22 protein-coding genes are annotated in these 20,257 nt (G+C 68.0%); 13 read left to right on the forward strand and 9 right to left on the reverse strand.

The window, feature by feature from the left end; translation table 11 throughout:
• Window positions 1-203: 203 nt before the first annotated feature.
• The 3 genes from V9K99_RS22325 to V9K99_RS22335 all read right to left on the reverse strand — a co-directional run bounded on the left by V9K99_RS22325 (window position 204) and on the right by V9K99_RS22335 (window position 3,867).
• Window positions 204-677, reverse strand: coding sequence for a bifunctional nuclease family protein (locus V9K99_RS22325; protein ID WP_433165628.1), 474 nt, complete (start codon window positions 675-677; stop codon window positions 204-206).
• A 142-nt stretch (window positions 678-819) separates the two neighbouring features.
• Window positions 820-1,698 carry an NUDIX hydrolase gene (locus V9K99_RS22330; protein WP_337010202.1) on the reverse strand — a complete coding sequence of 293 codons (879 nt, stop codon included), beginning with the start codon at window positions 1,696-1,698 and terminating at the stop codon, window positions 820-822.
• A 9-nt stretch (window positions 1,699-1,707) separates the two neighbouring features.
• Window positions 1,708-3,867 (reverse strand): RNA degradosome polyphosphate kinase, encoded by a 2,160-nt coding sequence (locus V9K99_RS22335; RefSeq protein WP_337010201.1) that lies wholly within the window; start codon window positions 3,865-3,867, stop codon window positions 1,708-1,710.
• A gap of 86 nt (window positions 3,868-3,953) precedes the next feature.
• Between V9K99_RS22335 and V9K99_RS22340 the strand changes: the two genes are divergently transcribed.
• The gene (locus tag V9K99_RS22340; RefSeq protein WP_337010200.1) at window positions 3,954-5,012 is read left to right on the forward strand and encodes an alpha/beta hydrolase; all 1,059 of its coding nucleotides are present in this window, start codon (window positions 3,954-3,956) and stop codon (window positions 5,010-5,012) included.
• Window positions 5,013-5,184: 172 nt separating this feature from the next.
• On the opposite strand, the gene mshD is transcribed toward V9K99_RS22340, so the two are convergent.
• Window positions 5,185-6,102 carry a mycothiol synthase gene (gene mshD, locus V9K99_RS22345; protein WP_337010199.1) on the reverse strand — a complete coding sequence of 306 codons (918 nt, stop codon included), beginning with the start codon at window positions 6,100-6,102 and terminating at the stop codon, window positions 5,185-5,187.
• Between the two features lie 119 nt (window positions 6,103-6,221).
• Here mshD and V9K99_RS22350 point away from each other — a divergent pair, with 119 nt between their 5' ends.
• A complete protein-coding gene (locus V9K99_RS22350) occupies window positions 6,222-8,009 on the forward strand; it encodes a bifunctional metallophosphatase/5'-nucleotidase (protein ID WP_337010198.1) in 1,788 nt (595 codons plus the stop codon).
• 701 nt (window positions 8,010-8,710) lie between these two features.
• The gene (locus V9K99_RS22355; RefSeq protein WP_337010196.1) at window positions 8,711-9,019 is read left to right on the forward strand and encodes a hypothetical protein; all 309 of its coding nucleotides are present in this window, start codon (window positions 8,711-8,713) and stop codon (window positions 9,017-9,019) included.
• A gap of 16 nt (window positions 9,020-9,035) precedes the next feature.
• On the opposite strand, the gene V9K99_RS22360 is transcribed toward V9K99_RS22355, so the two are convergent.
• Window positions 9,036-9,275, reverse strand: coding sequence for a MoaD/ThiS family protein (locus tag V9K99_RS22360; protein ID WP_337010194.1), 240 nt, complete (start codon window positions 9,273-9,275; stop codon window positions 9,036-9,038).
• Between the two features lie 163 nt (window positions 9,276-9,438).
• Between V9K99_RS22360 and V9K99_RS22365 the strand changes: the two genes are divergently transcribed.
• Complete coding sequence (locus V9K99_RS22365) at window positions 9,439-10,149, forward strand: winged helix-turn-helix transcriptional regulator (protein ID WP_337010192.1); 711 nt, start codon at window positions 9,439-9,441, stop codon at window positions 10,147-10,149.
• Between the two features lie 213 nt (window positions 10,150-10,362).
• Window positions 10,363-11,613, forward strand: a complete 1,251-nt coding sequence (locus V9K99_RS22370) for a hypothetical protein (RefSeq protein WP_337010190.1) — start codon at window positions 10,363-10,365, stop codon at window positions 11,611-11,613.
• Here the strand turns inward: V9K99_RS22370 and V9K99_RS22375 are convergent.
• The 3 genes from V9K99_RS22375 to V9K99_RS22385 are packed head-to-tail and all read right to left on the reverse strand — an operon-like array spanning window position 11,576 to window position 13,373.
• Entirely contained in the window at window positions 11,576-12,181 is a 606-nt protein-coding gene (locus V9K99_RS22375; RefSeq protein ID WP_337010188.1) for a hypothetical protein, read from the reverse strand. The two genes, V9K99_RS22370 and V9K99_RS22375, sit on opposite strands and share 38 nt — an antisense overlap.
• Complete coding sequence (locus V9K99_RS22380; RefSeq protein ID WP_337010187.1) at window positions 12,178-12,747, reverse strand: hypothetical protein; 570 nt, start codon at window positions 12,745-12,747, stop codon at window positions 12,178-12,180. The genes V9K99_RS22375 and V9K99_RS22380 overlap by 4 nt, the downstream gene beginning before the upstream one ends.
• Window positions 12,744-13,373 carry a hypothetical protein gene (locus V9K99_RS22385; protein WP_337010185.1) on the reverse strand — a complete coding sequence of 210 codons (630 nt, stop codon included), beginning with the start codon at window positions 13,371-13,373 and terminating at the stop codon, window positions 12,744-12,746. The genes V9K99_RS22380 and V9K99_RS22385 overlap by 4 nt, the downstream gene beginning before the upstream one ends.
• 34 nt (window positions 13,374-13,407) lie before the next feature.
• Here V9K99_RS22385 and arfB point away from each other — a divergent pair, with 34 nt between their 5' ends.
• The 7 genes from arfB to V9K99_RS22420 all read left to right on the forward strand — a co-directional run bounded on the left by arfB (window position 13,408) and on the right by V9K99_RS22420 (window position 18,685).
• The gene (gene arfB / locus V9K99_RS22390) at window positions 13,408-13,842 is read left to right on the forward strand and encodes an alternative ribosome rescue aminoacyl-tRNA hydrolase ArfB (RefSeq protein ID WP_337010183.1); all 435 of its coding nucleotides are present in this window, start codon (window positions 13,408-13,410) and stop codon (window positions 13,840-13,842) included.
• A gap of 59 nt (window positions 13,843-13,901) precedes the next feature.
• The gene (locus V9K99_RS22395) at window positions 13,902-14,360 is read left to right on the forward strand and encodes a TlpA family protein disulfide reductase (protein ID WP_337010181.1); all 459 of its coding nucleotides are present in this window, start codon (window positions 13,902-13,904) and stop codon (window positions 14,358-14,360) included.
• A 61-nt stretch (window positions 14,361-14,421) separates the two neighbouring features.
• Entirely contained in the window at window positions 14,422-15,258 is an 837-nt protein-coding gene (locus tag V9K99_RS22400) for an RDD family protein (RefSeq protein WP_337010179.1), read from the forward strand.
• A 272-nt stretch (window positions 15,259-15,530) separates the two neighbouring features.
• Window positions 15,531-15,983 (forward strand): DUF4395 domain-containing protein, encoded by a 453-nt coding sequence (locus V9K99_RS22405; protein WP_337010177.1) that lies wholly within the window; start codon window positions 15,531-15,533, stop codon window positions 15,981-15,983.
• A gap of 14 nt (window positions 15,984-15,997) precedes the next feature.
• Window positions 15,998-16,846 (forward strand): sulfurtransferase, encoded by an 849-nt coding sequence (locus tag V9K99_RS22410; RefSeq protein WP_337010175.1) that lies wholly within the window; start codon window positions 15,998-16,000, stop codon window positions 16,844-16,846.
• A 3-nt stretch (window positions 16,847-16,849) separates the two neighbouring features.
• Window positions 16,850-17,146, forward strand: coding sequence for a DUF1416 domain-containing protein (locus V9K99_RS22415; RefSeq protein WP_337010173.1), 297 nt, complete (start codon window positions 16,850-16,852; stop codon window positions 17,144-17,146).
• 312 nt (window positions 17,147-17,458) lie between these two features.
• Entirely contained in the window at window positions 17,459-18,685 is a 1,227-nt protein-coding gene (locus V9K99_RS22420) for a choice-of-anchor P family protein (RefSeq protein ID WP_337010171.1), read from the forward strand.
• Window positions 18,686-18,791: 106 nt separating this feature from the next.
• Here V9K99_RS22420 and dtd read toward each other — a convergent pair whose 3' ends face one another.
• The gene (dtd, locus tag V9K99_RS22425) at window positions 18,792-19,217 is read right to left on the reverse strand and encodes a D-aminoacyl-tRNA deacylase (protein ID WP_337012771.1); all 426 of its coding nucleotides are present in this window, start codon (window positions 19,215-19,217) and stop codon (window positions 18,792-18,794) included.
• A 93-nt stretch (window positions 19,218-19,310) separates the two neighbouring features.
• On the opposite strand from dtd, the gene V9K99_RS22430 reads away from it, so the two are divergent.
• On the forward strand, window positions 19,311-20,135 hold the full coding sequence (locus tag V9K99_RS22430) for a 3-keto-5-aminohexanoate cleavage protein (RefSeq protein WP_337012769.1): 825 nt from the start codon (window positions 19,311-19,313) through the stop codon (window positions 20,133-20,135).
• Window positions 20,136-20,257: the final 122 nt, after the last annotated feature.

Here is a 20,257-nt window from a genome sequence, read left to right on the forward strand (position 1 = left end):
TGACCGACCGGTCCGTCGTTGGTGAACGAGCGGTGAACGATTCCGATAGCGTCGGCGACGTCTGGCGTGCCGACAGGCGGCCAACAGGTGAACTCAGTTAAGAGCCGTGACTCTGCGTAGATCTCAACCACTTTCGACCCACATATCGGTCACACACAGCGCCCTGTCAACGTGAACGAACAGGTGGACGCCGTACCAACGGATCAGCTGGAGAAGTCCTCCGGGGCGACGCCGTCGAGGAACTGGCGGAAGCGTTCGAGCTCGGCCTGCTCCTCTTCCGGGGTGGCCACGCCGGCTTCGCGCAGGACCTGTTCGGTACAGCGGATCGGGGTTCCGAGTCTGACCGCGAGGGCGACCGAGTCGCTCGGCCGGGCCGAGACGCGGGCGCCGTTGGCCAGCACGAGTTCGGCGTAGAAGACGGCGTCGCGCAGCTCGACGATCTCGACCGCCTCGATGTGCACCCCGAACGCCTGGATCAGGTCGCGCATCAGGTCATGGGTGAGCGGCCGCGACGGACGCAGGCCCTGCTCCTCGTAGGCGATCGCGGTCGCCTCGACCGAGCCGATCGAGATCGGCAGGTAGCGGTAGCCCTCGGTCTCGCGCAGCATCATCACCGGGGCCCGGTTGGGCGATTCCATCCGGATCCCGATCAGTGTCAGTTCTCGCATCATCGTCATGGTGCGCCCCGAACCTCTCCTCAGACCCGGGCCCGGTGGGGCGCCAGGTTCCTCGGTAGGAACATACCCGCCACTTCCGGTGTCATCCGGCCACCCCGGCGGCTGTGCCTGGATCGTCACCGACCCGTGCTGGTTGCGCGTTCTAGGGTGCCCCGAACCGCTCGTACCTGAGACGTCCGTCACTCAGTTGGTGGGCGACCAGGAACGCTCCGGGCGAGAATTTGCCCACCTTCAGCCCGAGCTCCCGGGACAGGGCCGGCAGCACTGGCCGGTGCGAGCAGACGGCCGTCACCTTGCCCGGCTTCCACGCCTTCTCGGCCAACCCGCGGAGTGCACCCGGGTCCGCGTCGTACCCACGCTCCGAGATCTCCGGCCAGAGGTCGATGTGCCTGTCGATCGAGGCGGCGTACGGCGTGACCGTCGCAACGCACCGCTCAGCGTCACTGCTGATGACCCTGTCCACACCGAGTGCGGCCAGTACGCCGGTCAGCCGCTCGGCCTGGGCGGTCCCGCTGGTGTTGAGCGGCCGGGCTGTGTCTTTGCTCTCCCAATCCTTTCGCTTCACCGCCTCGGCGTGACGCAGCAGAACCAGGGTGGCGACAACGGGTACGACGCGATCCAGGGAGTCGAGAATGTCCACGTCACGCGGGTAGCTGAGCTTGGTGCGTGCCTTGTCCACCGGCAGCCAGGCAACCTCGTCGACCTCGCTGTTGGGCTGGAACTCGGCGTCGTCGAGTGGTGTGGCCGACCAGTAGTGCACGAGCTTGTCCGCGGTCCCGCCGTTCTTGCGGACCGTGTAGCGCTGCACACCGAGCGGTGGACCGAGTACGACCTGCTGTCCGGTCTCTTCCTCGATCTCACGCCGCGCACCGAGCAGCACGTGCTCGTGCGGCGTGAGTTTGCCCTTCGGAAGCGACCAGTCGTCGTACCGGGGCCGGTGGATGAGCAGCACCTCCCGGGTGCCGCGGCGCTCGCGCCAGACGACACCACCCGCGGCGATGACGGTCGCCGGGTCGCTCATGGAATCAGCCTAGGTAATCGGGTCGGCAAGTCTACGGCGCCCACGCGTCGCGATGAGCCTTTCCTGCATGTCCCGAAGCGGCTCACCGCCCGGCCCGCTGAGCTTGGGTTGCCAGGTGTCGTCAGCCTGCAGCCACCACGAGCCGGTGCCTTCGTCGAGGGCAAGGTCGAACATCTCCCGGAGCTCGCTGACGTGGTCCAGTTCCTTCAGTTGGACCAGCACCTCGACCCGGCGGTCCAGGTTGCGGTGCATCAGGTCCGCCGAGCCGATCCACACCTCCGGCTCACCGCCGTTCTCGAACCAGAACACCCGGCTGTGCTCGAGGAACCGGCCCAGGATGCTGCGCACCTGGATGTTGTCGGACAGCCCGGGTACGCCGGGGCGGAGCGTGCAGATGCCGCGGATCCACAGCTCGACGGGTACGCCGGCCTGCGACGCCCGGTAGAGCGCATCGCACAGGGCCTCGTCGACCAGGCTGTTCACCTTGATCCGGACCCGGGCCGGACGACCTGCCAGGTGGTGCTGGACCTCTCGGTCGATGCGCTCGACGAGCCCTCGTCGTACCGACTGAGGAGCGACCAGGATCCGCCGGTACCCCGCACTGCGGGCGAAGCCGGAGAGGTGGTTGAACAGGTGCGCGATGTCCTCGGTGACCACCTTGTCGCTGGTCAGCAGTCCGAGGTCCTCGTACAGCCTGGCGGTCTTGGGGTGGTAGTTGCCGGTGCCGATGTGGGCGTACCTGCGCAGGCCGTCCGGCTCGTCGCGGACCACCATCGACAGCTTGCAGTGCGTCTTGAGGCCGATGACGCCGTACACGACGTGACAGCCGGCATGCTCGAGCTGACGGGCCCACTTGATGTTCGCCTGCTCGTCGAAGCGCGCCTGGATCTCCACCAGGACCAGCACCTGCTTGCCGGCCTCGGCGGCGTCGATCAGGGCGTCCACGATCGGGGAGTCACCGCTGGTCCGGTACAGGGTCTGCTTGATCGCGAGCACGTGCGGGTCGGCAGCGGCCTGCTCGATGAACCGCTGCACGCTCGTCGAGAAGGAGTCGTACGGGTGGTGCACCAGGACGTCGCGCTGCTTCAACGCGTAGAACATGTCCGCCGGGTTGGACGTCTCCACCTCGGCCAGGTGCGGGTGTGTTGACGGTACGAAGGCCGGGTACTTCAGCTCGGCCCGGTCCATTCCGGCGATGGCGAAGAGACCGCGCAGGTCCAACGGACCGGGTAGCTCGAACACCTCTGCCTCGGTGACACCCAGCTCTGACAGCAGCAGCGCCTTCACCTGCGGGTCGATCGACTCCTCGACCTCGAGCCGGACCGGCGGACCGAACCTGCGGCGCAGCAGCTCCTTCTCGAGCGCGGCCAGCAGGTTCTCCGCGTCGTCCTCCTCGACCTCCAGGTCCTCGTTGCGGGTGACCCGGAAGGTGTGGTGCTGGGTGACCTCCATCCCTGGGAACAGCTGCCCCAGGTGGGTCGCGATGACGTCCTCCAGCGGTACGAACCGGCCTTCGGCCACCTGGATGAACCGGGGCAGCAGCGGCGGCACCTTGACCCGGGCGAAGTGCTCGCCGCCGGAGTCGGGGTTGCGGACCACGACGGCCAGGTTCAGGCTCAGACCGGAAATGTAGGGGAACGGGTGCGACGGGTCGACTGCCAGCGGGGTCAGCACCGGGAACACCCGGTCCCGGAAGAACCGGGTCATGTCCTCGCGCTCGGAGTGCTCCAGATCGTCCCAGCGCAGGATGTCGATGCCCTGCTCGGTCAGCGCCGGCTGGACCGCCTTCCGCCAGGTCTCGGCGTGCCGGTCCATCAGCTCGCGGCTGCGGTTCAGGCTGCGGTCGAGCACCTCGCGCGGCATCAGCCCGCTGGCCGCCTTCACCGCGACCCCGGCGGCGATCCGGCGTTTCAGACCGGCGACCCGGACCATGAAGAACTCGTCCAGGTTGCTGGCGAAGATGGCCAGGAACTTGGCCCGCTCGAGCAACGGGATCCGATCGTTCTCGGCCAGCTCCAGCACCCGCTGGTTGAAAGCGAGCCAGCTCAGCTCGCGATCCGAGAAACGGTCAGCCGGAAGATCGCCGGCCGCCGCGATGTCGTACGGCGGCTCGACGTCGTACTCCCGGTTGTGGGATGCCAGCAAGTCTCCAGCCACGTTGACCATCATCCCATCCTTTGGTGAACGACAGGTTGCCGAGGGCATGTCGATCGCGGTTGCCGCCGTTGCCGCTTCTGTTGCTAGCGTCACTCCTTGTGAACCCACGACTGGACTCGCTGCTCCGCGGCGCGACGACCGCCGTACAGGCGAACGCCCTGACGCCGCTGTACGCGCTGCCCACGGCCGTCCGGCGCCGCCTCGCCGGCGCACCGATCCAGATCGACGGCAACGTCCTCGACCCGGAGTTGCAGCTGCTCCTGCGGGTCGAGGGATTGTTGCCGAACGCACCCAAAACCGAGGCGGCCAAGGCCCGCGCGCACCTGAAGACCTTGTGCCGGCTGATCTCGGGTCACCCGCGCGAGCTACAGCGCGTGACCGAACTCACGGTCCGCGGCGCCGACGGTCAACTCGGCGCCCGCCTCTACGTACCGCGTGACCCCGGCCGCGGCCTGCTGGTCTTCTTCCACGGCGGCGGCTGGGTCGTCGGCGACCTCGACACCCACGACGCGCTCTGCCGAGCCCTCGCCGACGATGCGGGCATCCGGGTGCTGTCGGTCGAGTACCGCCTCGCCCCGGAGGCCCCGGCCCCGACCGCCGCCGAGGACGCCATCGCCGCCTTCACCTGGGCCGTCGACAACGCTCCCGATCTCGGTGTGGATCCTGGGCTCGTGGCCGTCGGTGGCGACAGCGCCGGCGGAAACCTGGCCGCCGTCGTGGCCCAGCAGTGCGTCCGCCGCGATCTCCCGCGACCCGCCCTCCAGGTGCTTCTCTACCCCGCCCTCGACCTGGTCGGCCGCCGCCCCAGCCGAGACCTCTTCGGCGAAGGCTTCATCCTCACCGAGGCCGACATCATCTGGTACCGAGACCACTACACCCCGGACCCCGCCATCCGCCCCGACCCACTCGTGTCCCCGCTACTGGCCGAAGACCTCACCGGCCTACCGCCCGCCTACATCACCACCGGCGGCTTCGACCCCCTCCGCGACGAAGGCAACCAGTACGCCGAAGCCCTCAAATCAGCCGGCGTCCCCGTAACCCACGCCTTCCACCCCTCCCTGACCCACGGCCACAGCAACCTACTAACCCTCCCCGGCCCCACCCGAACCGCCCACAACGCCCTAACAACCCACCTCCGCCAAACCCTCAACCCCTAACTGCGGGTGGGAGCGGCTTGGGATGGCGAAGGTGCGGCTGTGGATAAATGGTTGGGGCCAGGAGCCGCCCGGCTGGGGGGTTAGAGGCTCGGACGGCTCCTGGCTGATGGTGAGACGGGGGGCGGCGGGGTTTATGACGCGAAGTGATCGGGTGGATTCGCTGTGATGCCGTTCACAGTGGGGTGGTGGGCGCGAACTGGACGTCCAGGGCGGCTGTGGTGAAGCCGAGAGCGGTGTAGAGGCGACGGGCGGCGGTGTTGGTGCCGTCGACGTACAGCACGACGGTCTCGAGGCCGCGTTCCTCCTGCAAGTGGTGCAGACCCTGGAGGGTCAGGGCCTTGCCGAGGCCGCTGCCCTGGTAGCTGGGGGATACGCCGACGACGTACACCTCACCGATTCCTTCCTCGACCTTCGTCCAGTGGAAGCCGGCCAGCGCGCCACTCGCTGAGTCCACCGCCAGGAAGAAGCCGGCCGGGTCGAACCACGGCTGCTGAAGACGTTCGGCCAGATCGGACGAGGTCCAACTGCCCTGCTCCGGGTGGTTCGCAAACGCCTGGCTGTTCACCTCCAGCCACGCAGCCTCGTCCTGCCCGGGTACGAACGCCCGTACGGCGATCCCGTCCGGCCAGACCGGTTCGGGCAGCGGGGCTCTGGTACGGCGGAGGAAGTACAGCTCCCGGCTGACTTCCAGACCCAGTCGTGCTGCGAGCTCATCGCTGCCTGGGAGTCGCCCGTGTGCCCAGACGCGGAGCCGGGCGCCACCGTGATCGAGCAGCATGCGTAGTAGCGCCGTACCGGTGCCCTGTCGTCTGGCTGCGGGGGAGACCACCAGTTCGGCGGAGCCGTCAGGTGACAGGGCGCCGTACCCGATCAGGTTTCGGGCGCTCTGGAGGCCGGAGACCTCGATCGTGCCCGGGTCGCCTTCGTACGCGAGGACGTGGAGGTCGCCAGGGTGTTCGCCGTCGAGGTGGAGCAGGGTGCGCTCCGACAGTGGATTCACGCCGTCGCTCTGTGCTGCGGCGTGGGCGAGTTCCGTCACGGCGGAGGCGGTGGCCGAGGGCAACGGTGAGGGTACGGCTTCGAGGGTCACTCGAATACCGTAAAAGGTCCGGGTCAGTTCCTGCTCAGGTCCTTGGAGAGGCCGCGCCGGGTCGGGTAATTTTCGCGGCACCGCACACCAGCGGTGACCGAGACTACGACGGAGTAGACATGGCCTTCACAGGACGAGACAAAACGTGGCTGCGGGGACGGCGGGCGATCGGCCTGCTCGCCGCGGGGACGGCCGCGGTACTCGGCTTGGCCACGGGGGGAACCGTGACCCAGGCAGCGACGACGGCGAAACCCAAGCCGACGCACACCCAGATCCAGCTACTCGCCATCAACGATTTCCACGGCAACCTGGCGCCGAACAGCCCGACCAGTTCGAGCGGGAACGTCAACGGCACGCCTGCCGGTGGCGCGGAGTTCCTCGCGACGCACCTGAAGCAGATGCGCGCGGCCGCCGCGGCCAAGGGCCAGGAGTCCGTCACCGTCGCCGCGGGTGACCTGATCGGCGCCTCGCCGCTGTTGTCGGCCGCGTTCCACGACGAGCCGACGGTCGAGGCGTTGAGCGGGATGGGTCTGGAGGTCGCCTCCGTCGGTAACCACGAGTTCGACGAGGGCTGGCGCGAGTTGCTCCGGATGCAGTCCGGTGGCTGCCTCCCGGACGGCGACGGGCAGAACAACCAGAACTCCTGCCCCGATCCGCAGCAGCCCTTCACGGGTGCGAAGTTCAAGTACCTGGCGGCGAACGTCTACTTCGAGAACACCCAGCAGACGCTGTTCGCGCCGTACAAGATCAAGACCTTCAAGGACGGCCGCAAGGTCGGGTTCATCGGCATGACGCTGGAGAACACGCCGAACATCGTCACCAAGGCCGGTGTCGAGGGCCTGACCTTCACCGACGAGATCGAGACCGCGAACAAACTGGTCCCGATCCTGAAGAAGAAGGGGGTCGAGTCGATCGTCGTGCTGCTGCACGAGGGTGGCTTCCCGGCCGACCCGCGCGCGTACAACAGTTGCCCGGGGATCTCCGGCCCGATCGTCGACATCAACGCCGGCCTGGACCCGGAGATCGACACGATCATCTCCGGCCACACCCACCAGGGCTACAACTGCACGTTGCCGGACAAGGCCGGCCAGCCGCGGCTCGTCACCAGCGCGTCCTCGTTCGGCAAGCTCGTGACCGAGGTGCGGCTGAGCATCGACAACACGACCGGTGACGTCGACCGGGCGAACACGGTCGCCAATAACCAGATCGTCACCCAGGATGTGGCCAAGGACGCCCGGACCAGCGCGCTGATCAGCAAGTACCAGACGCTGGTCGCGCCGATCGCCAACAAGGTGATCGGGCATCTGACCACCACGTCGGTGTCGCGGACCCCGGACGAGTCGCTCGAATCGCCATTGGGCAACCTGATCGCCGACGCTCAGCTCGCCGACCCGTCGGTGGTGACAGGCGGGAAGACCCCGGTGGTGGCGTTCATGAACCCGGGTGGCATTCGCGCCGACCTCGCGTCTAACGCTGGGGAGGTCACCTTCGGGCAGGCGTTCACCGTGCAGCCCTTCAACAACTTCCTGGTGTCGATGGACATGACCGGTACGCAGATCAAGGCCCTGCTGGAGCAGCAGTTCTCCGGCGTGAACGGTCCGGAAGCACCGAAGTTCAAGGTGCTCCAGGTCGCCGGCATCACCTACACCTGGAACCCGGCCGCGACCGCGGGGGCGAAGGTGGTCCCCGGTTCGATCAAGATCGCCGGCCAGCCGCTGGTGGACGGTACGACGTACCGGATCGTCACGAACAACTTCCTCTCCGACGGCGGCGACGGCTTCCCGGCCTTCACCACGGCGACGAACAAGTTCTTCGGCGGCCTCGACATCGATGCCTTCGCCAACTACCTGACCGCCCACGACCCGTACACCCCGGTCGCCACCGACCGCATCTCCACCGGCTCCTGAGCTGCCTCCGGTGCGCCGCCAACCGGCGTACCTGAGTCAGAGAGCGTCGGACGTACGCCGGTACGCCGCCGACCCACGGCGTACCGGCGCTCCCGGACAGCACGAGTGGGAGCGTCGACCACGCCCGCAAAGGGTCGGACGCTACGTCCGCATGGGGCTGGAGGGCGGACGGGGGACGATGCGACCCGGGGGACGATGCGACTGGGCGTGCCGGCCCCGGTGTACGACCGCACCGGTGACACTGCCGACGATGACGAACACCTGCAGCGTGAACGACATCGGGACATGAAGCAGTACGACGTCGGCACGTGACGATCATCCGCCGGGCCGGGCAGGTCGTCGGCCGCATGGCAGCAGCACGGGGTCCGATGTCTCGGTGCGACGTACCGGGCCGTGGACTGAGCCGTCAGCTCCGTGCCGCGCGGCGATGCGAGGCGAGCTGACCCCGGCGCGGCCGGACGGCCGCCGTTCACGATCAGATGCGCGGGCGAGCTCGCGCGTACTGCGCAGGTGTGCGGGCGAGCTCGCGCGTGCTGCGTGACCGGCCTCGTCGCGAACGCTCTCCCTGGACCTGGTTCTCCGGGGCCGGTGACGCCTGGATGGCTCGGAGGTGAAGCGGTGTGAGCTGTTGAGCGGGCAGGTTTTTGGTTCTTGGGGGTTGCTGGTACCTTGCGTATTCGGTCTTTCACGGAAGGTGACCGATGGCGCACGTTGCTCCGACTTCGCATCGCCGTGCGACCCGCGCGTCGCATCGCGGGCATCGCAGTGCTGACGGGCCGATCCAGCTCACGACGTGGCTGGGGCTCACGTTCGCGATGGTTCTCGGTCTGGTGCTGACCGCACGGTCGCACGTCGGCGTTCACGCGGCCGGCGTGACGCTGCTGGTGATGTTGGTGCCGCTCACCGTCGCGGTGTTCGGTACTGCGCTGCGGCGGGGGTTCGGATCCGGGAAGGCGGCCCTGTGCACGGCCGTCGCGCTCACCTTCGTCCTGCTCAAGTTCCTGCTCTGAGCGCTCAGGACTCGGCTCAGCCGCCGGCGAACGGCGGGAGGGCGTCAACCAGTGCGCCCGCGTGGAGCGGGGTGGCGGGGTCGGCGCGCTGGCCGTCGAGGAGGAACGTGCAGATGCCGAGAACGCGGGCGAGATCGGGCCGGTCGGCGGAGACGGTGCCGATCAGATCGCGGATCGAGGCGGCGTCGGCGGTCGCGGAGGATTCGCCTGCCGCGGCCCGGGCGGCGGCAAAGTACCTGATGGTGACTTCCGGCATCTGAGAGAACGCCTCACTAATCGGTTAAGTCTTCCGCTATTATGTCAGCTTGCTCTTGCTTTCCAGTGTGACTCAGGCCCCCGGCAACGACGCCGCTGGGGCCTGACGTGCAAAAGGACCGGATCGCTTACCGGGGATCCGACGACCAGCACAAGGAGACAGCGTGAGTACGTTGCTTCTGCTGACGAACGCGTTGCAGGCCTCCACCGAGGTGCTGCCCTCGCTCGCCCTGCTGCCGCACCAGATCCGGATCCTGCCCGCCGAGGTCGCCGCACTGGTCGACGCCCCGGACGCGGATGCCGTCCTGCTCGACGCCCGCCGTGACCTGGTCGCGGTGCGTGGCGTGTCCCGCCTGATCCGGACCACCGGGGTCGACGTACCGCTGATCCTGGTCGTCACCGAGGGCGGCCTGACCGCGGTCAACGCCGACTGGGGCGCCGACGACGTCCTGCTGGACACGGCCGGCCCGGCCGAGATCGAGGCCCGGCTGCGGCTGGTCATCGGCCGGCTCGCCGCGGCGCGGAACGAGGACCCCGACACCACGCTGATCCGCAGCGGCGACGTCGTGATCGACGAGGCGTCGTATACGGCGAAGCTGAACGGGCGGGCGCTCGATCTCACCTACAAGGAGTTCGAGCTGTTCAAGTTCCTCGCGCAGCATCCGGGGCGGGTGTTCACCCGGGAGCAGCTGCTGCAGGAGGTGTGGGGGTACGACTACTTCGGTGGTACGCGGACGGTCGACGTCCATGTACGGCGGTTGCGCGCGAAGCTCGGCCCGGAGCACGAGGCGCTGATCGGAACGGTCCGCAACGTCGGTTACCGCTTCGTCATCCCGCCCACCACCACCCGCGAAACCGCGGACGCCACCGTCTGACAGTCCAGAAGCCGCCGGAGCCCACGCTCCGGCGGCTTTTCTGGTTTCCGGGCAGGGGTGACGCTGTCGGGAGGTAGATTTCGGGGCGTGGCGGCGGATACGGGGAGCCTGCTCACTACGGTGGGGCGGGCTGGGGGATTGTTTGCGAGGGCTTGGCCTCGGTTGCTGGCTGTATTTCTGATTGCGCAACTGGCGCATCGGGGGCTGCAGTGGGTGGCTGTGCAGGCGGGGGCCAAGGCCGAGGCGGCCGGGATCGCTGTGCTGGCGTTGCTGGTGGTGGTCTCGCTGGCGATGTACGTCGCGATGTTCCTGGTGCTCAGGGGCGAGCTGCCGTTCCACAAGCGGGCGGTGAGCGAGGGCATGCTGGCGCCCGACGGGGTGGAGCCGGGCATCGAGCATCGGGCGCTGGATGCGCTTGCGGCGGCGTTGCTGCCGTTCCTGGCGTTCTACGCGGCGTACAAGTTCCTGCAGGCTGAGGCGCTCGACTACGAGTACCAACTGGCTGTTCACAAGGTGAACGAGACAGTGGCGGCGGTCTTGACCGGCGGGTCGGCTGGGCAGGAGTCCGAGGGGCTGCAGTCGTTGTCGACCTGGCTGTTCATCGGGCTGGGTGCGTCGGCGTACCTGCTCCGGTTGCTGTTCAAGAAGTGGAAGCGGGAGAAGGAGGGCCCGGTCCGGAAGCTGTTCGTCACGTATCTCGAGGCGTTGTGGATCTTCGTGGTGGCGTACCAGGCAACGTCGTTCATCCCGTCGCCGAAGACGTGGCTGCAGGAGCGGCAGGTCTGGCTGTGGCTGAAGGACGGATACGGCTGGTTGCTGGACCACGCGCTGGGGATCGACCAGGTCCGTGAGGTCTGGGATGCGGTCACCGGGTTCGTTGCTGCCGGCATCGGTGATCTGTGGAACGCCGCGGTGCTGCCGCTGATGTGGATCACGATGACCGCGGTGATCTACGGCCGGGCGGTGCACAAGGTGGAGAAGGCGCAGCCGCGCTGGCGGTTCGACCGGATCACCAATCGCTGGCAGCGGACGCCGCGGATCGTCCAGGCGGCCGGCAACTCGGTGGTGTCGGACTGGCGGGACCGGTGGACACCGGTGATGGACGCGTTCCGGCTGGTGGTGCGGTCCGGGTTGCGGCCGATGCTCGGGTACTTCCTGGCCTGGGCGGTCGTGACGTTCGCGGCCAGCGGGGTGTGGATCGCGCTGAAGCTGTGGGTGCTCGGCCCGCACTCGCTGCAGTTCTGGCAGGTCGTCGACGAGCCGCTGAGCCTGGTCACCGAGGGGCTGAAGATCATGCTCCAGGTCAGTCTGCTGGCGGCCGCGTACGACCGGATGATCGGCGGCCTGGCCGGCTACCTGACCCCGCGGACCCGCGCAGTGTACGAGCAGCCTGAGGGCGACCACGGTGTGACCGACTTGTCCGCGGCTACCTCGGGAATACCAAGTACTGAGGGAGCCTCGTAGCCCACGTGAGCGTCGGCTCCACGCTCGAAGCGACAGACGACGGTACGACGAACACCGCGACCGTCTCGAATGGCTTACCGGCCACCGGCTTCAGGTAGTACTGCGCAGCCGCGCCACGCCAGCTCTGCGGCTTCGAGTCGTCCCCACCTGTGCAGCCGGAAGGCCGGTCCTGGAAGTCACCGGCCGATGCTGAGTCGTTCCACACCCGTCCGTCCGCCGCACGGAGCTGAGGCCGGCAGCCGCCGAGTCCCTCCAGTGCTGCCAAGTCGGAGACCTGCAGACGGAAGTACACGCGGACTCGCGTGGTTCCGGCCGGTGTGGGATCAGCCTGCCGGCCTGCGCGCGGCTGCGGATCCACCTCGACGCTGGCGGCGTACCAGGTGGCTCCCGCGTACGACGTCCCGCCGGCGGCCACGACCACGGGGTCGCGCGGCTCAGCGTCGTACCAGGACTTGTAGTCGCTCCGAGTGGTCCACCAGCCGGCCAGTGGGATGGCGATGACCAATGCGCTCAGCGCGGCGGTGTTCTTGCGGAACCAGCCCCGCCGGGCCCGACGTGCGCCGGTCATGACTCGCTCGCCCGGGTCAGCGACACCACGTCCTCGACCGTCGGCGCCGAGTCGACCCCGAGCGGGATCGTTGCCTGCGGCTCCAGATCGTTGAAGATCGCCTTCTCCATCACCTGCAAGGTTGCGCCAGGCAACTTGTCGGCCGGTAGCTCGACCACGAACGACCCACGCACCGGGATGTCCGGGGCGAACTCGAACCCGGTCAGGTCCACCCGGTCCAGACCGCTGCGGTTCGCAGCGAGATAGACCACCCCGTCCGAGGCCTGGATCCGGACCGAGGCCAGGTGGATCGGCTCGCGGGTCGAGGTGACCACGGCGTCCACGACGACGAAGTTCGACAGGGTGTCACGTGCTTTCGACGAGCCCGGGAGCCGCAACGCGCGGCCGACCCTGACGCCCTCGACGGTCAGGTCGAACCGCGGTGTCTTCACCGCGCGGCCGACGACTCCGTTCACCGCAGTGGGTTCCTGGATGTCCTTTTGCGTCGGGGTGAGGCGGTACAGGCCGACGATCGCGACCAGTACGGCGAGCGTGAGCGCCACGTTGACCAGCTTGCGCGTGCTCATTTCGTGTTGTCCTTCACCGCGACGGTGCTCTCAGCGGCGACCTCGCCCGGCAGCCACTTCTCGTGGTGGTCCAGCAGCGACTGCTCCTGATGGTCGTACCCGTGCACCGTGAGCTCGACCGACGTCGGCAACTCGGTCGCCTTGGGCAACTTCCACACGTAGGCGACGTCCTCGGCGAACCCGGGGGTGAGCACCGGATTCATGGTTGCGTCGCGGAGGTTGGTGGTGCCCAGCGGCGCGTCGGTGTCCTTGATCCCAGGTACGCCGACCAGCCTGATCAGGTCGCTGGACGGCGTCGTACCGATGTCATCGGTGACCTTCAGTTTGGTCACCACCGCGATCAGCGCGCCGCCCTCGTCTGGCGTGAACAGAGGCTTCAGATCGGCGACCGTGACCACGCGCTGGATCGTCACCTCGTACCGGCCGGCGTCGATCGCCGTACCGGCGTCAACCCGCGGTGTCTCGTCCGCCGCTTTCTTCAGACCGCCGAACGCGGCCGAGATCGCCAGCAGCACCGCTCCGGCGCTGATGACCCACGTCCGGACCGACCGGCCGCGCACCTTGATGTTCTGGAGGTCCGGGAGTTCTTCATCCCGGTCCTTCCCCCCGCTCCCCGTTTCCTGCACGGGCAGCAGCCTAACGACCGAGGGGTCCGGTTGAATGGTGCTCGTGGACAGCGGGCTGGTGGTGCGGACCGGGGTGGTCATCCCGGATGCGGAGTTGGAGTGGCGCTTCTCACGGTCCAGCGGTCCGGGCGGGCAGTCGGTCAACACGACGGACAGCCGGGTCGAGCTGAGTTTCGATGTTGCCAGTACGACGGCGCTGTCCGACGTACTGCGGGCTCGCGCGCTCGAGCGACTCGAGTCGCGGCTGGTGAATGGCGTACTGACCGTGGCCGCGTCGGAGCACAAGTCGCAGTGGCGCAACCGGGAGGCGGCCCGGACCCGGCTGGCCGCGCTGCTCCGGGACGCGATCGCGGCGCCGCCCCGGCCACGGCGGCCGACCAGGCCCAGCAAGAACGCGGTCCGCCGCCGGCTGGACGACAAGAAACGCCGCGGCGAGACCAAGCGCCTCCGCGGCCGTCCCGACGACTAACCGTCCGAGGGATGAACGACCGTTTGAGCCCTTAGACCAGCGACGTACTCTTGATTGTCATGAGCCTGGGGATGTGGGTATTGGTCGGCGCGGTCGTTGCCGGCGTCGTGCTCAGCCTGCTCAAATCCAAGCTCGACGGGCGGTTCCGGGGCACTCGGCTGCTGCGGAGAACAGAGGCGCACGAGGTGGACAGCGTGGACCGGGTTTCGGCAGCCGATGTCGGTGGTGAGCTGGGCGAGCGCGCGACGCTGCTGCAGTTCTCCTCGGCCTTCTGCGCGCCGTGCCGGGCGACCCGGCGGACGCTGGCCGAGGTCGAGGGCATGGTCGACGGCGTGCGGCATGTCGAGCTCGACGCGGAGGCGCATCTCGAGCTGGTCCGCCGGCTGGACATCTTGCGCACCCCCACGACGCTGGTGCTCGACAGCACCGGAGCGATCGTCAAGCGCGCCAGCGGTGCACCCCGCAAGCCCGACGTGATCGCCGCGCTGGCGACCGCGATCGAGCACGCGCCCCGCTGAGCCGCGTCCGTTAACTGCCAACGAATGGCGGATGGGTCGCTACTTAGGTGATGCTTTGGCGGTGAGCTTTCCAGCCGGTTGGTACGACGACCCCCAGGACCAGTCCCAGCAGCGCTACTGGGACGGCAGCGCGTGGACCGACAATCGCCGTCCGCGGCAGGGCCCACCGCCGTACCAGGGCCAGTACGGTCAGCCCGCCGGCGAGAGGTTCGGGCAGCCGGCTCAGCACGGTCAGGTGTACGGCGGCGCCCAGCCAGGACCAGCGGGTCAGTACGGCGGCCAGCCACAGGCCGGGCAGCCGTATCCGCCGTATCCGCAGCAGACCGGGCAGGGGTATGGCTACCCCGGCCTGAAGGTGCACGCCACCCCCGACGGTCAGCCGCTGTCCGGCTGGTGGCGGCGGGTGTTCGCCCGAGTGATCGACGGGATCATCGTCGGGATCATCGGCCTGCCGTTCACCGGGTACTTCTACTGGCAGTACTTCCAGGTCGTGTGGGCTCAGATGGAAGAGGCCATCGACGCGGCCGCGGCCGGTGCGACAGCGCCAGGTTTCCAGGTGCCTGCCGAGGCGTACCAATGGATGATCCCGGCGGTGCTCATCGGGCTGGCGGTGGGGTTCGTGTACGAGTACCTCTTCCTCACCCGCAGCGGGGCCACCCTGGGCAAGAAGGCGCTCGGGATCGCGGTCCGGCTGCGCGACGTGCCCGGGCCGCCGCCGGGAGCCGCGGTGGCCAAGCGAGTTGGCTTCGACACCGCGATCAGCATGCTCAGCGTGATCCCGTTGATCGGCACTCTGTTCAGCTTCCTCGGCCTGATCAACTACCTCTGGCCGCTCTGGGACGACAAGAAGCAGGCCCTGCACGACAAGGTCGCCGGCACCAACGTGGTGAGGACCTAGTCCGCGATGTGATCAGTTGTCTCATTACTCGGGACCACGGGTGGCGGTCCCGCCCGCTTTCCGTACTCTCGATCCCGTGGCTTACACGACATGGCTGACCAAGCGCAGGGCAGTGGACAACTGCCGGATGCGCTCGTCGCTGTGTCGTCGCCGCTGACCAGGCGGCGTCCCGAGCGCTGCGGAGACCGGTAGCTGAGCACGGTTCCGCGTACGTCGCCTCCCGCGTATCCGGGCGGGTCTGACTCGAACCATCTCCTCCTCCGGGAGTCGTCATGTCCGATCAGACGGCACATCAAGCCACCAAGGTCGACCCGCGTGGACTCCGGTTCGCGGCGGGCGTCACCACCGTGCTGCTCGCGCTGACGTTGATCCTGAACAGCGCCTGGCCGCTCGCGCTCCAGGCCGTGGTGTTCGCGATCTCCGTCGCGTTCGGCGTCCAGGCGTCGCCGTACGGGCAGCTGTTCAAGCGGCTGATCCGCCCCCGGCTGGGTCCGCCCAAGGAGCTGGAGGACGCGGCGCCGCCGCGGTTCGCCCAGCTGGTCGGCCTCGCCTTCGCGGTCGCCGGTCTGATCGGGTATCTGACCGGCGTCACCCTGCTCGGCGTGGTCGCCACCGGATTCGCCCTGGTCGCCGCGTTCGTGAACGCGGCCGTCGGGCTCTGCCTCGGTTGCGAGGCCTATCTGCTGATCCACCGCATTCGTACGCCAACCACCGCTACCAACTGAGAGGCAGCACACAAATGAGCAGGGAATCCGCTCTCGTCTCGGCCGACTGGGTCGAGGAGCACAAGACCGACGCCGGTGTCGTCCTGATCGAGGTCGACGAAGACGTCTCGGCGTACGACGCCGGCCACATCGCCGGTGCGATCAAGCTGGACTGGAAGGAAGACCTGCAGGACCACGTCCGCCGGGACTTCGTCAACAAGGAGCAGTTCGAGGCGCTGCTGTCCGACCGCGGCGTGTCCAACGACGACACGGTCGTGCTGTACGGCGGCAACAACAACTGGTTCGCGGCCTACGCGTACTGGTACTTCAAGCTGTACGGCCACGGTGACGTCCGGCTGCTCGACGGCGGCCGCAAGCGCTGGGAGCTGGACAGCCGCGAGCTGACCGACGAGGTCGTCAAGCGCGAGACGACCCAGTACAGCGCGCAGGACCCGGACCTGAACATCCGCGCCTTCCGCGACGAGGTCCTCGAGGCCATCGACGTGAAGAACCTGGTCGACGTCCGCAGCCCGGACGAGTACGCCGGCCGGCTGCTGGCCCCGGCCCACCTGCCGCAGGAGCAGGCGCAGCGTGCGGGTCACATCCCGACCGCCGCGAACATCCCCTGGAGCAAGGCCGCCAACGACGACGGCACCTTCCGGAGCGACGACGAGCTGAAGCAGCTGTACGCGGACGCCGGCGTCGACTTCGGCAAGGACACCATCGCCTACTGCCGCATCGGCGAGCGGTCGGCGCACACCTGGTTCGTGCTGCACGAGATCCTCGGTCAGGCGAACGTGAAGAACTACGACGGTTCCTGGACCGAGTGGGGTTCGCTGGTCGGCGTACCCGTTGCCCTCGGCGACGAGCCCGGAAAGGCCTGACACATGTGCGGAGCGAAAAAGGGCGGCCTCGACCTCAAGGGCGTGGACGTCGACAAGGAAGCTGTCATCCAGGGCCAGGTCCTGCGCGGTGAGGAGCCGGTCAGCGGCGCGTACGTGCGGCTGCTGGACGCCTCTGGTGAGTTCACCGCCGAGGTGCCGACGTCGGCGACCGGGCACTTCCGGTTCTTCGCGGCGCCGGGCAGCTGGACGCTGCGCACGCTGGCCCCGAAGGCGGAGCCGGTCGACCGCCAGGTCGTCGCCCAGTACGGCGAGGTCGCCGAGGTGGCCGTCACCGTCTGAGCGTTGGCTCGTTACTGATGGTGCTACCGCCAGATGGCGGCACCACCCTGATGGCGGTTCACCTTGTATGGCCCGAAGGGTCCGGACCTTGCGCGTCCGGACCCTTCGGCATGTCCGAAAGCAGTTTGTCCACAGGGGTTTTCGGCATCATCCCGGAGTTACGGGTGCACCCCGGGAATCTTGCGGGTCGAGCCTGGATGTAACGGTTTGGTCTCGGAGCGGAACGTTCTCGTTACCTACCGCAACCGACTGAGTTGTGTCTGTGTCCTGGCCCGCCATCCGGGTCACGTCATCACTCAGGGAGGAGGGGTCATGAGACCCCGCATCGGATACAAGAAGCTCGCTGCCGTCGGAGTCGCGGCGGTTGTCGGCGTGGCTTCTACGATTGCGCTGACGTCGGGCTCGGCGTCCGCGTCGCCCGTCTTCGGGTACAGCGGCTACGCGTTCGGCACCGACGTCCAGTCGGGCCTGGCGAACAGCGGCCCGCAGGTGGTCAGCCAGATCAGCTGCACCACGGACTCGAACCGGTTCGACAAGAACGACCTCGCCGCGGCGAACGTCAACAACCACGCGATCGCGCGTACGGTGCGGACCGACACCCACTCGTTCAACAACAAGAGCGGCAACGGTGTCACCAGCAACGCGACCGCGGTCGACATCAAGCTCGGCAACCTGCTGCACCTGACGGGTGTGAAGACCACCACCACGTCGGTGTACAAGAACGGCAAGCTCTCCTACACCGGCAGCACCACCTTCGCCGGCGTGAAGATCGGTGCCGTCTCGGTGCCGTCGCTGCTCAAGCCCGAGCCGAACACCAAGGTCGCAGTCCCGGGCCTCGGCTACATCGTGCTGAACCGCGTCGGTGGCGTGAAGACGAACACCGGCATCTACTCGTACGCGCAGGCCGTCGTGCTGCACGCGAACGTGAAGAACCAGTACATCCCCGAGGGTGTCGACGTCGCGGTGCTGAAGACCCGCGCGGAGATCACCAAGCCGGCCACCGCGATGGTGATCGGTGACGCCTACGGCACCAAGGCGCACGTGGACAAGCTGGTCGTGTCCGGTCCGACGTCGTACCAGTCCACCTGCCAGGGCACTGAGGGCAAGACGATCCGGAATGCGGTCGGCGAGCTGGTCATCCCGAAGGTCGCCTACGTGGGTGCGGTCTACACCACGAAGAACGGCTACATGAGCCTGGACAAGTCCGCGGTGAAGTTCACCGCGCACACCGCGGGCGTGAAGGTCGGCAACCTGTCGATCGGCGCGATCGAGTCCTCGGCCGCGGCGTGGAAGACCAAGGACGGCAAGGTCGGTCTGGACTGGTCCGGGACCGTCGCTTCGATCAAGGTCGGCAACAAGACCTACGCCGTGCCGAACAAGCCGAACAGCACGCTGGAGATCCCGGGGATCGCCCGGCTGACCTTCAACCAGATCGTGAAGCAGCAGCGCTACATCGCGGTCAACGCTCTGGTGATCGACGTGTACAGCCTGAACACCAAGGTCATCGTCGGCCACTCGGCCGCCGGCGTCATCGGCTGATCCAGCTGGACGCACCTTTCTGAGTCGAACCTCACCGATTCAGACACAACACACCGGCCCCGGCTGGATCCCCAGGATCCAGCCGGGGCCGTTCGTTGTCCGCGGTTCAGGCGTCGAGGATCAGGGTGACCGGGCCGTCGTTGGTCAGGGCTACGTCCATGTGGGCGCCGAAGCGGCCGCGTTCCACCTTGGCGCCGAGGGACTCGAGGGCGGTGCAGAAGGCGTCGTACAAGGGTTCGGAGACCGAGGCGGGGGCGGCGGCGCTCCAGGACGGGCGGCGGCCCTTGCGGGTGTCGGCGTACAGGGTGAACTGGCTGATGGCCAGGATCGGTGCCTGTTCGTCCGCGCAGGAGCGTTCGTCCCGGAGGATGCGGACGGTCCAGATCTTCGCGGCGAGGGCCTTCGCCTTCTCCTCGGTGTCGTCGTGGGTGACGCCGAGGAGGACCAGCAGCCCCGGCTCGTCGATCGCGCCGACCACCTCGCCCTCGACGGTGACCGATGCCTGGCTGACCCGCTGTACCACTGCTCTCATGCGTCCATCCTGCCGCGCGGGAGATCGTCCGGTAATCAGGGTGTTCAGCAGGCAAATGTCCCGTCAATAGACCGGATCTGGCAGGATCTGTTCATGGCTTCGACTCTGATCACTGTCGCACCCACCGGCGCCGAGACCGCCAAGGCGGACTGTCCGGCGCTGCCGACCACCCTCGACGAGCTGGTGGAGACGGCGAAGCGGTGCGAGGCCGCCGGGGCCGCGATGATCCACATCCACATCCGGGACGGCGAGCACCGGCCGACGCTGGACCTCGGCCGGCTGACCGAGACGGTCGCCGCGGTCCGGGAAAACACGGCGCTGATCGTGCAGCTGTCGACTGGCGGTGCGGTGACCGATCCGCTCGACCACCGGCTCCGCGTGCTGGACGCCGCGCCGGACTCGTGCTCGCTGACGATGGGCACGGTGAACTTCGGTGACGACGTGTTCATGAACCCGTGGCCGTTCGTGACCGAGCTCTATCGGCTGACCCAGGAGCGCGAGGTCGTGCCGGAGTTCGAGCTGTTCGACCTCGGGCATGTGGCCGCGCTGCATCGGCTGCTGGACAAGTTCGGCCTGCCGTACGGCGGCCGCGTGCACTGCGACCTGGTGATGGGCGTACCGGGTGGCATGCCTGGTACGACGGACGCCTTGGTTGCCGCGGTCAACGCTCTGCCGAGCGCGGTCACGTCCTGGTCGGCGACGGGAGTCGGGCGTACGACGCTGCCGGTCGCGCTGGCTGCGTTGTCGAAGGGCGGCCACCTGCGGGTCGGGATGGAGGACACGCTGACCCTGGCCAAGGGGCAGCCGGTCACCCACAACGCCGAGCTGGTCGAGCGGGCCGCGGCCCTCGCGACTCTCGTGCAGCGCCCGCCGATGTCGCCCGACGAGGCGCGCGAACTGCTCAACCTCAAGCGCTGACAGTTGCCTTAGGCAATGTTGGAGATGTACCGACGGACGGGTGGTAGTGGCCCGGCCGACCGGTTCTCCAGCCCTCCGCGGTCGGTGGATCGCCGGGCCGACAGACCACTACCCGTTCTTGT

Origin of the sequence: Kribbella sp. CCNWLW201 (genome assembly GCF_037203805.1) — a bacterium.
GTDB lineage: Bacteria > Actinomycetota > Actinomycetes > Propionibacteriales > Kribbellaceae > Kribbella.

Coding starts and splice junctions, on each gene's coding strand:
- V9K99_RS22380 (WP_337010187.1), bottom strand. CDS start 12,747: ATGAGCACGCGCAAGCTGGTCAACGTGGCGCTCACGCTCGCCGTACTG.
- V9K99_RS22325 (WP_433165628.1), bottom strand. CDS start 677: ATGACGATGATGCGAGAACTGACACTGATCGGGATCCGGATGGAATCG.
- V9K99_RS22415 (WP_337010173.1), top strand. CDS start 16,850: ATGTGCGGAGCGAAAAAGGGCGGCCTCGACCTCAAGGGCGTGGACGTC.
- V9K99_RS22410 (WP_337010175.1), top strand. CDS start 15,998: ATGAGCAGGGAATCCGCTCTCGTCTCGGCCGACTGGGTCGAGGAGCAC.
- V9K99_RS22405 (WP_337010177.1), top strand. CDS start 15,531: ATGTCCGATCAGACGGCACATCAAGCCACCAAGGTCGACCCGCGTGGA.
- V9K99_RS22350 (WP_337010198.1), top strand. CDS start 6,222: ATGGCCTTCACAGGACGAGACAAAACGTGGCTGCGGGGACGGCGGGCG.
- V9K99_RS22355 (WP_337010196.1), top strand. CDS start 8,711: ATGGCGCACGTTGCTCCGACTTCGCATCGCCGTGCGACCCGCGCGTCG.
- arfB (WP_337010183.1), top strand. CDS start 13,408: ATGGTGCTCGTGGACAGCGGGCTGGTGGTGCGGACCGGGGTGGTCATC.
- V9K99_RS22430 (WP_337012769.1), top strand. CDS start 19,311: ATGGCTTCGACTCTGATCACTGTCGCACCCACCGGCGCCGAGACCGCC.
- V9K99_RS22395 (WP_337010181.1), top strand. CDS start 13,902: ATGAGCCTGGGGATGTGGGTATTGGTCGGCGCGGTCGTTGCCGGCGTC.
- V9K99_RS22360 (WP_337010194.1), bottom strand. CDS start 9,275: ATGCCGGAAGTCACCATCAGGTACTTTGCCGCCGCCCGGGCCGCGGCA.
- V9K99_RS22375 (WP_337010188.1), bottom strand. CDS start 12,181: ATGACCGGCGCACGTCGGGCCCGGCGGGGCTGGTTCCGCAAGAACACC.
- V9K99_RS22420 (WP_337010171.1), top strand. CDS start 17,459: ATGAGACCCCGCATCGGATACAAGAAGCTCGCTGCCGTCGGAGTCGCG.
- V9K99_RS22330 (WP_337010202.1), bottom strand. CDS start 1,698: ATGAGCGACCCGGCGACCGTCATCGCCGCGGGTGGTGTCGTCTGGCGC.
- V9K99_RS22335 (WP_337010201.1), bottom strand. CDS start 3,867: ATGATGGTCAACGTGGCTGGAGACTTGCTGGCATCCCACAACCGGGAG.
- dtd (WP_337012771.1), bottom strand. CDS start 19,217: ATGAGAGCAGTGGTACAGCGGGTCAGCCAGGCATCGGTCACCGTCGAG.